The following is a 13,196-nucleotide window of genomic DNA, read 5'->3' on the forward strand; positions in this document are numbered from 1 at the left end:
TTTATAAATAATGTGTGTTAGTCAATGCATTTAGCTCTATTAATTTAATGACACAAGAAGAGTATATTAAGCTTTATGAAAAATATCAGGAGGGGAAACTAACTGAGGATGAAGAGCAAAGCCTTTTAAATTATCATGATGATTTTGAACTGGCTGAATACCAGTGGGATGAGGAAAAAATGGGTGTTAAAGCTAATGTGCAGGCTGAAATCTATAACCAAATTTCAAAAGAAATTCATAAAACTTCTTCTAAGAGAAACTTTACATGGTTGGCAGCCGCATCTATATTATTAGCTGTTTTTTCTTTATTTTATTATTTCCAATCTCAGGATAAAAACTTAAACGATAACCAAATCGTAAAAAAAACGCTTATTCAAGAAGAGTTAAAACCCGGTAAAAATGGGGCAATCTTAAAACTTTCTGACGGCTCTGAAATTGTACTTAATGAGACAAAAGATGGTTTTGTGAAGTATGATGGTAATGCAAAAATCAATAAACAAAACGATTTATTAAGTTATAAAAGTGGCGATAATACCAATGAAAGCGTATTTAACATGATTTATACTCCTAAAGGAGGGCAATATAAAGTTGAGCTAGAAGATGGCACAAAAGTTTGGTTAAATGCGGCATCGTCTTTACGTTTTCCTACTGTTTTTAACGATGATAAAAGAGTTGTTGAACTTCAGGGTGAAGCTTATTTTGAAGTAGCTAAGAATAAAAATAAGCCTTTTAAGGTTTTAGTAAATGATGCCTCACATCATAAGAAAATGGAGGTTGAGGTATTAGGAACACATTTTAATATACAAGCCTACCATAATGAGGATTTTAAAACCACACTTGTGGAAGGTGCGGTAAAAGTAAATAATCAATCTCAAAACAGTTTTATTCTTACCCCTGGTGAGCAATCAACCCTATCTTCAAAATCCGAAAAGTTAGTGGTTAAAAAAGCAAATGTTAAAGAAGCTTTAGCTTGGAAAAATGGTTTATTTATTTTTGATAAGGAGCATATTTACACGATCATGAATAAGATTTCTAGATGGTATGATGTTGAAATTGTTTATGAGGGTAATATGGAAAATAAAGAGTTTGTAGGCACCATTTCCAGAGATGAAAGCCTTTCTGAAGTACTAAAAACACTTGAACTTACTGGTACCATAAAATTTAAGGTAGAAGGTAGGAAAGTTATTGTAAAATAGCGTATCTTGTTGTTTTACAATTGCTGTTAACCAATTAAATTAAAAGGTCTTATTTCGTGAATTACTTTAGAGATGGCGACCGCTTTAGTCAATTTCATGGGCCGTTTAAAATTTTTATAAGCTTCGGTTTCTACAGGCTTCTGATGCTGGTATGTTTTCTTCTGTTAGCAATAACAAAGACACATGCTCAAAAAATTTCTTTGTCTGAAAGAAAAGCATCCTTAGAAAATATCTTTCAACTGATAGAGCAGCAAACTTCCTATCGCTTTGTTTTTAATACCATTATTCTAGAAAAAGCAAAGCCCGTAGATATCAAAATAAAAAATGCCGAGATTGGAGAAGTCTTGGATTTAGTCTTTAGAAATCAACCTCTTACCTATACCATTGTTAAGCAAAATATCATCCTTAAAGAAAAAGAAGTAAGTAGTCCAGAAATCATGGTTATTTATGGAATTGTTACGGATGAAAAAGGAATTGGGTTTCCAGGGGCCAGAATTGGCATTAAAAGTAAGAATATCAATACCATTACAGATGAAGAAGGAAAGTATAAACTTGTTATCAATGATGTAAAAGATCAAATCATAAGTTTTGAGGCTTTGGGATATCAAAAACAAGAAGTTATTATCCAAGATAATTTTAATATTGATATTCAATTAAAGCCAGATCTGAAAATACTAGAGGAAATTATAATTGTAGGTTATGGAGAGGTAAATAAAAGAGATTTAACAGGCTCTGTTGGTGAAGTAAACATGAAAGATTTAACAAAAGCACCTGTAAAGTCTTTTGATGATGCTTTTGCAGGACGTGTTGCAGGTGTACAAGTTACCTCGCCTGATGGGCAGCCGGGCGCAGTGCCAACCATTATTGTAAGAGGTGGTAATTCTGTAACTCAAGATAATTCTCCACTTTATGTGATTGATGGTTTTCCAATAGAAGATTATAATATAAATGCTATACACCCAGATGATATTGCTTCAATTGAGGTTTTAAAAGATGCTTCATCTACAGCTATTTATGGCGCCAGAGGTGCTAATGGTGTTGTTATTGTAAGTACTAAAAAAGGTATAAAAGGAAAGTCGGTTTTCTCTTTTAATAACTATTATGGCTTGCAAGGAAATACCTCGCAGATAGAGCTTATGAAACCATATGAGTTTGTAAAATATCAATTGGAGTTAGACTCTATTAGAGCTGCAGGTATATATCTACAAGATGGTAAAACTTTAGAAAGTTATCGAAATGAAAATGGCATCAATTGGCAGGATGAACTTTTTAGAGAAGCACCTATGTTGAGTTCTTATTTTGCTGTTAGAGGCGGTAATAAAGATAATAGCTATGCTTTTTCAAGCTCTTTGTTTGACCAAAAAGGAACAGTTATAGCCTCAGGATTTAAACGTTATCAAGCCAGATTGGTGATAGAGCAAAGTTTGAATAAACGCTTTAAAGTTGGAGTAAACGCTAATTTAAGTAGCTTAAAAAGCTATGGTACTATTTTTACAGGTACCAGAAACACATTCCTAAATATTTTAATTAATACTTGGCAGTATAGGCCAATTGCAGGTAACTTCTCTTTAGATGAGCTTTTAAATAATGCGCAAGATCCGGCAGTAGCATCTGCAACCAATTACCAATGGAACCCAGTACTTACTGCTACAAATGAGTTGAGAGACCGTATGAATAGCCTTTTAACCTCAAATGTTTATGGCGTTTACGACATTAGTAATGCTTTAAAATTAAGAGTAACAGCAGGTTTAAATTTAAGTAAGCTCAGAAATGATGAGTTTAATAACTCTAAAACTAGGCAAGGAAGTAGCGCTAGTCCGTTAGGGCAACGTGGTGTTAATGGTGCTATAACTTTTACGGAGCTCAGCAATTTAATTAATGAGAATACACTTACTTATCAAAAATCAATCAATAAAGAGCATTTCTTTACATTACTTTCGGGTTTTACCATTCAGGAAAATAAATTTGCTTACTATGGTTCTGGAGCTATCAGAATACCTAATGAAACTTTAGGTATCGGAGGGTTAGCCCAAGGTGTACCAGTTGCTATTCCTTCTCAAAACTCAGAAAATAGGCTGCTTTCTTTTTTAGGTAGATTAAACTATAACTATAAATCAAAATATTTATTCACAGGAACTTTTAGAGCAGATGGTTCATCAAAGTTTACCGGTAATAATCAATGGGGCTATTTCCCTTCTGGATCTTTTGCGTGGAATATAGCGCAAGAGAAGTTTATGCAGGGGCTTCATTTTTTATCAGAAACCAAATTAAGATTAAGCTACGGTTTAACAGGAAATAACAGAATTAGTGAGTATGCATATTATGGTGCTATTACCCAAGGAGGCAATAATTCTTATATGCCAGGTGGGACTTTTATAAGTGGTGCTTATGTTTCTAATTTAAGTAATCCCGATTTAAAATGGGAAAGTACAGCAGAATTAGATTTTGGTTTAGATATTGGTTTTCTTAATCAGCGTTTTACTTTAACAGCAGATATTTATAAAAAGAAAACAAACGACTTATTATTAAATGCACAATTACCTACTTCTAGTGGATTTAGTAATGTTTTCCAGAATATAGGTGCTGTTGAGAATAAAGGTTTAGAGCTTACTTTACAATCTTTTAATATCAGAAATGAAAAAATAAAGTGGAATACTTCTTTCAACATATCTTTCAATAGAACAAAATTAGTAGGCTTAGCTCAAAATCAAAAAGAGTTATTAAGTACAGTGAGGTGGAACTCTGGGAATGATTATGCGCAAAATCCAGCTTATGTAGCCCGTATTGGGCAGCCTGTGGCTATGTTTTATGGTTTTGTTTGGGATGGAGTTTATCAATTTTATGATTTTGATAAAACACCTACAGGTACTTATGTACTAAAAGCAGATATTCCTAATAATGGTAATCCACGACAAAATATACAACCCGGTGATATCAAGTATAAAGATATTAATGGTGATAATGTTGTTGATATGCAAGATAGAACAGAGATAGGAAACCCTAATCCCAAGTTTTTTGGAGGTTTAGCTAATAACCTCAGCTTTAAAAATTTTGATGTTCATGTTTTCTTGCAGTTTGTTTATGGTAATGAAGTGATGAACGTAAACAGGTATTTAATGGAAGGTGGTACCACTACATTGGGTGCTAACCAATTTGCAAGCTACCAAAATCGTTGGACGCCAGAAAACCCATCAAATGAGCATTTTAGAACAAGAGGATGGGGGCCATCAGTTTATTCATCAAGAGTTATAGAGGATGGTTCTTTTATTAGATTAAAAACCATAAATTTAGGTTATAAAGTAGAAAATAAACTTTTACAGCGTTTAGCAATAAGCAATTTTAGAGTTTATGTAGCCGCTCAAAACCTAATTACATTAACTAGATATTCAGGTAATGACCCAGAAGTTTCAGTATTTGATTCTGCTTTAACACCGGGTTTAGATTATTCTGCATATCCAAGAGCAAAAGTGGTAACATTAGGTTTAGATATTTCTTTTTAATATGAAAAGTCTAACATCCATAGCGTTTTTGTTTTTAATACTACATAGTTCTTGCGAGAATTATTTAGAAACAAAGCCTATTAACTTTGCTACACCAGAGACTTTTTATAATAATGAACAAGAACTAACAGCTGCTTTAATGGCTGTTTATTCTGAATTGGGAAGCACTAATGAAGGCACTTACTCTAGATTTTTATCTTTAGAAGCACCTGCTTCAAATGATGAGATTTTAAGAAGAGGCGCCAATACAGAAGCTGCCGCTGATGCTTATAATGCAAGTGCCTCTTATGATAGGTTTTTTAATTGTTGGACAGCTCTTTACTCTGGCATACAAAGAGCTAATTTGTTACTTGAAAATATCAATAAAGCACAAGTTTCTTTAGATGTAAAGAATAAGATTAGGGGAGAAGCTATGTTTTTAAGAGCTTATTATCATTTTATATTAGTGTCTTATTGGGGCGATGTACCATTAAAATTATCATCAACAAATTCTTTAAATCAAATTTATATTGCTAGAACTCCTGCCAAACGGGTTTATGAAGCGGTTATTCAAGACATGATCAATTCTTATGATTTAGTAAATGATATAACCTCTTATAATCATGCTGGTAGGGTCTCTAAAACTGCTGTTGCAGGTGTTTTAGCAAGAGTTTTTTTACACGCGGCAGGACGTTTGCAAGATGCCTCATATTATCAAGAAGCAAAAGATTGGGCTTTAAAAGTAATACAATCAGGAATCCACAGTCTAAATCCTGATTATAAGCAAATATTCATTAACCATAGTGCTGATATTTATGATATAAAAGAATCTATTTGGGAAGTAGAATTTGAGCAAGATAATAATTCACAAAGAAACGAAGGAGAGCGCTTTGGCTCTACTATTGGCATCAGGAATAACGACGATAGGACAGGGTTTATGCAAGGTAATTATACAGCTACAGGAGTATTGTATAATTTATATGGTATAGGTGATTTAAGAAGAGATTGGAATATAGCCCCGTTTTATTATCCTAATTTTGATAGAAATAACCCGCCAGTAATGTATCCTGCAAATTATAGATGGGGGCGTTATGTAGCAAAGTGGAGAAGAGAATATCAAACTAAAGATTATAATAAAAACTTTGGTGGTACAAATTGGCCTTTATTAAGATATGCCGATGTCTTATTGATGTTTGCAGAGGCAGAAAATGAAATTAATGGGCCTACAGCAGAGGCTTATCATGCCGTAAATATGGTGAGAAGAAGGGCCCACAGACTCCCAGCAGAGCAAAATAGTACTGCCGCTGATTTACCTTCTGGCTTAAATAAACAATCTTTTTTTAATTGGATAAAAGATGAAAGAGCTAGAGAGTTAGCTTTTGAAGGTCATCGTAAGTTAGATTTATTACGTTGGAATTTATTAAGCACTACCATGCAACAAATGGTAAGTATAATTTCTACTTCCGCACCATCAGCCTCAAATACGGCTTTGGGCTATTCAGGCAGGACTTCTTCTTTAAGACCTTATCAGAATTTTAGTAGTAGAGATTTGTTTTTTCCTATTCCTACTCAAGAAATATCATTAAATAGTCTAATGGTACAAAATACAGGCTGGTAAATAATCCGCAAAAAAAACATTTGGTTTATGTGTGTGCTATACCCAAATAAGCTCTTTACAATTATAACTTATTAAACCAATTTTAAATCTGTATCTATAAAAGTGAAGATATTCTCCTCACGATGATAAATAAGATTTAGGCTTATAATTATTAATCTAATAAACACTCTCATGGGGTTTAAGGCCCGTTTTATTGCGATTAATTAACCAATTATAACCTAAAAATTAGAAAAATGATTCAAAAACATCAACCAAGAAACATGGTTTCTTTGTCTTTGCTTTTTATAGCAGGACTATTCACTGCATGTGAAAATGATTTACAACCGCTTATTGGCGAACAAAATGAAGCCACCCAGGCAAGAGCTATTTACAGTACCAGAACCGTAAATTGGAATAACCTTTCTGATGGCACCTATACAAATACCGAAGCTGTTGCAGATTTTGGTAATGTAACCGGATGGAATGAAGCCAGAGCTTATATTTCTTCTGGTACAGCTCGTGTAAAATTAGAACCTAATGCCTTATCAGGTGCTGGCGGAATGATATCAAACATTGATATTTCTGATGGCAGCGAATATGAACTACAGTATGATGTGAAATTCCATAGCCAGTTTGATTGGAGTCGTGGCGGAAAAGTAGGTTTCGGTTTTAAAATTGGCGATGGTAATACCGGATGTGATAAAGCTGATGATGGCAATGGAGGAAGTGCCAGAATGATGTGGTATACCGATAATAATGGTGTTACAAGATTAAAGCCTTACATCTACTATAAAGATATGCCAGGCACTTGCGGATATGATTTTGGTAAAGGATATCCCGCATCAGGAAGTATACAGAGAGGAACCTGGTATACGGTTAAGATTTATGTTAAAAGTAATACCGGAACCAACACAAATGGTTGGCTAAGAGTTACTGTTGAAGGACAAACTATTTTAGATACTGCAATTAGATGGACAACCAACGATGCTAAACGTTTGATCAATACCATGGCTTTTACCTCATTTAGAGGAGGAAGTGATTCTTATTGGGAATCTAGCACAGTAGGTTATATCTATTACGATAATTTATCGTGGACTAAAATAAACTAATCACACAATCACCATAAAAGGTTAATTAATCAAAGCCAGATTCTGAATATTTTAGAGTCTGGCTATTTTAAAATATGAAAGCACTTAAATTACTTCTTTTATTAGTTTTCTTTAAGAGCGGTTTACAAGCGCAAAACTATTTAGAAGTAGATTTTTCTTCGGCTTACCAAACAGATGATTTTAAATGGTCTATTGCAGGTAATAGTAGGGGGCAAAATCCTAATATTTTATCAGAAGTAAGTTGGCAAAACCTAAAAGGTACTGCCTTTAATTTGGATATTCACTTTCCTATGGGTTCTAAATTTGCGCTAAAAGCTAGTTTAGGCCAGTTCTTTATTCTTAATGGGCGGGTAAACGATACTGATTATTTAGAAGATAACCGTAAAAGCCCATCATTCTCGGCAGATTTAGAAAGTAATAAAGGTTACAGCAGAAATTATCAATTGGGCTTGAGTTATCAAGTACATTTAAAGAATATCAGGCTAGAGCCTATGCTAGCTTATGGTTTAACACAGCAACTACTTTATCTACAAGATGATAATAGCTTAAATAGTACTTATAAAGCCAATTGGTACGGTATAAGTGCTGGATTTAATATGAAACATCCTTTACTTAAAAGCTTAGAGCTTAATCATACTGTTAATTATCATCAGTTAAAATATAGAGCAACTGCCAATTGGAATTTAATAGAAAATTTTGCTCATCCAGAGAGTTTTAAACATGATGCAAATGGCTATGCGCTATCTGGAGAAACTAAAACAGTGTATCTTTTTAATCATAAGATTAATCCATTTGCTTATTTCAGATTCCAATGGTGGAATACAGGTAAAGGAATTGATGAAGTCTTTTACGCTAACGGAACGCAATCATACACCCAATTACAAGATGTGGCAAGAAAAAGTGCTGCATTAGGAGTTGGTATCCATTATAAACTAAAATAAACCCATAAAATGCTGAAAAAAATTACGCTTATCTCATTACTTCAAATTGGTTTAGGAAACGCTTTTGCACAAGAAGTATCACCATTATGGACCGATTTTCTAAACGCTAAAAAGACAGGTAAAGAGGCTGTTTTACCTGATTTTTCTTTTGCAGGATACCATTTTTCTGAGAAAAATATTCCTGATGTTAGCAAGCACAAATACTTTAATGTGAAAGATTTTGGTGCTTTACCTAACGATGATAAATTTGATGATGAAGCTATCCAAAAAACTATAAAAGCGGCTGAGGCGTTTAACAAACCTGCTGTTGTGTTTTTTCCTGCTGGTAAATACCTTATAGCGCCTGATGAAGATTCTACCAAGCATATTAGAATCAGTAAAAGCCATATTGTTTTAAAAGGAGCAGGAAGTGGGGTTAATGGTACAGAAATATATCAGGCAAATAAAAGAATCAATGGTCGTCAGTTTATTTTTAAGCCCGAGGATAGTAAGCCTACCAGAATAACTCAAATTACAAAAGATGCTAAAAGAGCAAGTTTTGAGGTTGTAGTTGCTGATGCCTCGAAATTAAAAGTTGGGCAAGATGTGGTTATCAACCATAGAAGCGAGGCTTATACCAAGCAGTATTTTGCTCCTTTAAATTTAAAACCACAGTGGACAAGGTTATTCGGCGATAATGGTGGGATGCAAATTTTTGAAATCCATACCATCACTAAAATTGATGGAAATAAATTAACCTTTAAAAATCCAATTCACTTAGATATAAAGATGATAGAAGGAAAAAGCTGGAACATCCTTACTTATCCATCTATTGAAGAATGTGGTATTGAGGATATATTATTTAGTAGTAATTGGAAAAGTTATCCTGAAGAATTTGTGCATCATAAAGATTTAATTCATGATTATGCTTATGAGGCCATAGGGATGGAGTTTGTGAAAAATAGCTGGGTAAGAAATTGTGTTTTTCAGGATTGGAATGAAGGGATTAATATCCGTTCTGGTTACCAGGTAAGTGTATTAAATACTCATTTTAGAGGTAAAAAAGGTCATGCTTCTGTACATGCTAGAACAGGTTATGGCGTCTTAATCAAGAATTGTTCATTCAATGGTGCACAACATCATGGTGCAGGTAACGGTTATAGTGCAGTAAATACGGTTATTACACAATGCACTTTGGGTAAAGATCAAAATTTTGATATTCACTCGGGCCAACCCATTGCAACTTTGTTTGATGCTATAGACGGTGGTGTATTTTATAATCTTGGAGGTCCGGAACCGGGCTATCCACATCATGGTAAGGATTTAGTACTTTGGAATTTTAACCACTTGGCAGATAAAAATCAGCATTATAACTTTTGGGATGAAACCAGAAGAAGAAATAATACTATAGCACAACCCATTTTGGTTGGTTTTACTTCAAACACCACGGTTACTTTTGAGAAAGTAGGAGTAAACGAGTCGCAAGGAAAGAATGTATTGCCAAAATCATTATTTGAAGCACAACTTGAGTTAAGATTGCGTAAATAATCTTCTAATAATTATCCATTATTCTGAGTAAAACCAGGATAATGGATAAATCTTTTAAACAATTTCTCAAATGTTTTAAAGCGTGTGTTAACTGGTTTTCTACCGTACGTTTAGAAATATTAAGCTTCTCAGCAATTTCGTCATTAGAAAGGTTTTCTTTTCTGCTCATGATAAAAATCTCTCTACAACGTTTTGGTAAGTTGGTTAAATAAGTGTCAATTCTGCTTTCTAGCTCTTGGTATTTTATTTTATCATCAATAGGGTTGCCATTTTCTGGCTTATCTATTAATAAGTCGTAATTTTCTACCAGTTCTAACGGAGATGTCTTTAAGGCTTTTAATTTTTTATAAACATGGTATCTGGCAGAACTTGTTAAATAAGCTTGTAAAGATTCTATTTCTAGCTGTTCTCTTTTATTCCAGATGTTTAAAAATAAATCATTAACAATCTCGGTACAAGTATCTTTATCTTTTAAATACCTAAAAGCTGTAGTAAAAACTTTAGACCAATACATGTCAAATAAAGCTCTAAAAGCTTTTTGATCATGCTTTTTTATCAATTTCCATAATTCGTTATCCGTCAGTTTATCGTATCCTAGCATTGCTTTTAGCTTGTACGCTCTTGATCATCTAAATACTCAAAAATCAATGATATTACTATAAGATATTAAAAGTCTTATAGGTATTTATCTCTGCTAAAGTTCTAATTGGTGTCCAAATAAAGTAAAATATAAAGTCTTAAAAAAATTTAAAATTTTTATGTGTGTGCCAACCTCTTTAAGTCTCTACTATTTTAGTGAGAAGCCCAACTCAAGGCTTAAGCTGTAAAACCAATTAAACTAAAGATAATACTTCTGTTTGATGAAATAGTAGAATGAATAGAATTTACTTTTTGGTAAATTTTATTTCGCTGTTTTCTTAAGTGATGTATGATTTATAAACTGATTTAATTAAGTTGATGATGAGACCACAATTACTAAAAGTTACTTCAGGACCTGTACATTCTTTTACAGTAAGACAGGATTTATTACCTAACATTGATAAGCTACATTATCATCAAGAGATTGAGCTTATTCAAATTGTAAAGGGTAAGGGTACCCAGTTTATTGGCGATAGTATCAAAAGATTTGAGGCCGGAGATATCTTTCTTATAGGCTCTGGTTTACCTCATAACTTAAAGTATGATGAGCCTTATGTGCAAGAGTCGGGGAAATCATTAACAGAGTCTAGAGTTATTCAGTTTCATGAGAATTTCTGGGGAGAATCTTTTCTAAACTTACCTGAAAATAAAATCATCAGAGATTTATTGGAGCAATCTAAACGTGGTATACAAATTCAAGGGATAGCCAAAATAAAAATAGCCTCATTTTTAGATAAATTAGTAGATGCAGAAGGGCCAGAAAGAATATTATTGTTACTTACTATTTTACAAACCTTAGCAAAAGCGCCTCATGATGTTTGTTTATTATCATCTATAGGTTTTAATAATGAGGTTAAAGATTTTGAAAATCATAGAATGAGCTTAATTTATGAGTATACTTTAGCTAATTTTAAAAAGAAAATCCAATTAGAAGAAATCGCTAAAATAGCACATATCAGTCCGCATTCATTTTGCCGATATTTTAAATCAAGAACTAAGAAAACCTATTCTCAGTTTTTATTAGAGGTAAAAGTTGGCCAGGCTTGTAAATTACTAATGGAGAATGATTTAAGTATAAAAGAATTGTGTTATGAAAGTGGGTTTAATAATTTTGCTAGTTTCCATAAATATTTCAAAATCATCACAGGCTTAAGTCCTTTGAGTTACAAAAAGGAATTTAACCAAAGAAAACCAGCAGCATAATTTTTTGGGCTACCAATTTAAACCATATAATGATTATAAAGTATCTAAAAGCAAGACGTTTTATTATTAAACAATTAACAGCTTTTTTTACAATTTGCTTAGTTTCTATTTCTCAGTTGGTTTGGTCTCAAGAAAAGCCCAATGTATTATTTTTAGTTATTGATGATTTAAACGATTGGGTTTCTATTTCTAAGAAATTTCCGGGAGTTAAAACACCAAACATAGATAGGTTAGCCAAATCAGGAACTTATTTTGAAAAGGCTTACAGTCAGGCGCCACTTTGTGGCCCTTCAAGAGCTTCTTTCTTATCTGGTTTATTGCCATCTAAAACAGGTGTTTATCTTCAAATAAAAGATACCGACCTAAAACAATACCTAGATGATAAATTTCAGGTTGATTTTCTGCCTAATTATTTCTCTAAAAACGGATATAAAACTTTAGGAGTAGGTAAGATTTTCCATAACGGAGAAGGCATAGATGCTTTTGATGAGTATGGTGGAAAGTTTGAAGCTTATGGTCCTTTGCCAGAAAAACGTTTCAATTACGACCCTGCCTGGTTTGGGCAAAAAGGAACACAAACAGATTGGGCTGCTTTTCCGGAGAAAGATGAGCAAATGCCTGATTATAAATACGCTAACTGGGCTGCTAGTCAATTAGCTAAAAAGCATGAAAAGCCGTTTTTTATGGCAGTTGGTTTTATAAGACCACATGTGCCGTGGTATGTACCTCAAAAATGGTTCGATTTGGTGAAGAACTCGCCAACGCAAATGCCTCCATACCTTAAAACAGATATGGATGACATCCCACAAATAGGGAAATCTATTACTGAGGTTTTAGAAATGCCAACTACAGAATGGGCCATCCAAAAAAATAACTGGAAAGATATGGTACAGGCTTACTTGGCGTGTATTGCTTTTGTAGATGCTCAAGTAGGTAAAGTGCTTGATGCTTTAGAAAAATCGGCTTATAAAGACAACACTTACATTGTTTTATTATCAGACCATGGTTATCATTTAGGTGAGAAAAATAGGTTTGCCAAGCATTCTTTATGGGAACGTTCTGCCCATGTTCCACTAATTATCAGTGGCCCAGGTTTACAGCAAAACAAGTTAAATCATAATCCTGTAGGCTTAGTAGATATTTATCCAACCTTACTTGATTTATGCGGCTTACCAAAAAATAAGCAAAATGATGGCAGAAGTTTAACTCCAGTTTTAAGAAATCAGGCTAAGCATTGGGATTATCCGGTTTACGCATTTTATGGAACCAACAATATCTCTGTTTATAAAAGCAAATATCACTACATCAAATACGAAGACCTTTCAGAAGAGTTTTATGATTTAGAGAAAGACCCACAAGAGTGGAGAAATAAAGCCTCAGATTTAAAAGAATCTGTTTTATTAAATACTTTCAGGAAGTTGGCACCTGCAAAAACAGCAGCATATGCACCTAATTCTCTCATGGATGGTAATGCTTATTTCAAGTCTAAAAAACCTTAAAAATTG

The 13,196-nt window shown here is 33.4% G+C and carries 9 protein-coding genes; 8 read left to right on the plus strand and 1 reads right to left on the minus strand.

The window, feature by feature from the left end:
- The first annotated feature begins 47 nt into the window (after window positions 1–47).
- The 6 genes from GJJ64_RS03565 to GJJ64_RS03590 all read left to right on the plus strand — a co-directional run bounded on the left by GJJ64_RS03565 (window position 48) and on the right by GJJ64_RS03590 (window position 9,849).
- On the plus strand, window positions 48–1,196 hold the full coding sequence (locus GJJ64_RS03565) for a FecR family protein (RefSeq protein WP_154286375.1): 1,149 nt from the start codon (window positions 48–50) through the stop codon (window positions 1,194–1,196).
- Window positions 1,197–1,396: 200 nt separating this feature from the next.
- Window positions 1,397–4,696 carry a TonB-dependent receptor gene (locus GJJ64_RS03570; protein WP_195759220.1) on the plus strand — a complete coding sequence of 1,100 codons (3,300 nt, stop codon included), beginning with the start codon at window positions 1,397–1,399 and terminating at the stop codon, window positions 4,694–4,696.
- 1 nt (window position 4,697) lies between these two features.
- Window positions 4,698–6,293 carry a RagB/SusD family nutrient uptake outer membrane protein gene (locus GJJ64_RS03575; RefSeq protein WP_154286377.1) on the plus strand — a complete coding sequence of 532 codons (1,596 nt, stop codon included), beginning with the start codon at window positions 4,698–4,700 and terminating at the stop codon, window positions 6,291–6,293.
- A gap of 233 nt (window positions 6,294–6,526) precedes the next feature.
- Window positions 6,527–7,381 carry a polysaccharide lyase gene (locus GJJ64_RS03580; RefSeq protein WP_229655448.1) on the plus strand — a complete coding sequence of 285 codons (855 nt, stop codon included), beginning with the start codon at window positions 6,527–6,529 and terminating at the stop codon, window positions 7,379–7,381.
- Between the two features lie 74 nt (window positions 7,382–7,455).
- Entirely contained in the window at window positions 7,456–8,322 is an 867-nt protein-coding gene (locus GJJ64_RS03585) for a hypothetical protein (protein ID WP_154286378.1), read from the plus strand.
- Between the two features lie 9 nt (window positions 8,323–8,331).
- Complete coding sequence (locus GJJ64_RS03590) at window positions 8,332–9,849, plus strand: DUF4955 domain-containing protein (RefSeq protein ID WP_154286379.1); 1,518 nt, start codon at window positions 8,332–8,334, stop codon at window positions 9,847–9,849.
- A 4-nt stretch (window positions 9,850–9,853) separates the two neighbouring features.
- Here the strand turns inward: GJJ64_RS03590 and GJJ64_RS03595 are convergent, their stop codons facing one another.
- Window positions 9,854–10,450 (minus strand): RNA polymerase sigma factor, encoded by a 597-nt coding sequence (locus tag GJJ64_RS03595; protein ID WP_154286380.1) that lies wholly within the window; start codon window positions 10,448–10,450, stop codon window positions 9,854–9,856.
- A gap of 356 nt (window positions 10,451–10,806) precedes the next feature.
- Between GJJ64_RS03595 and GJJ64_RS03600 the strand changes: the two genes are divergently transcribed.
- The gene (locus tag GJJ64_RS03600; RefSeq protein WP_317162896.1) at window positions 10,807–11,691 is read left to right on the plus strand and encodes an AraC family transcriptional regulator; all 885 of its coding nucleotides are present in this window, start codon (window positions 10,807–10,809) and stop codon (window positions 11,689–11,691) included.
- 29 nt (window positions 11,692–11,720) lie between these two features.
- Window positions 11,721–13,190 carry a sulfatase gene (locus GJJ64_RS03605; RefSeq protein ID WP_154286382.1) on the plus strand — a complete coding sequence of 490 codons (1,470 nt, stop codon included), beginning with the start codon at window positions 11,721–11,723 and terminating at the stop codon, window positions 13,188–13,190.
- Window positions 13,191–13,196: the final 6 nt, after the last annotated feature.

The organism is Pedobacter puniceum (assembly GCF_009674685.1).
Lineage (GTDB): Bacteria > Bacteroidota > Bacteroidia > Sphingobacteriales > Sphingobacteriaceae > Pseudopedobacter > Pseudopedobacter puniceum.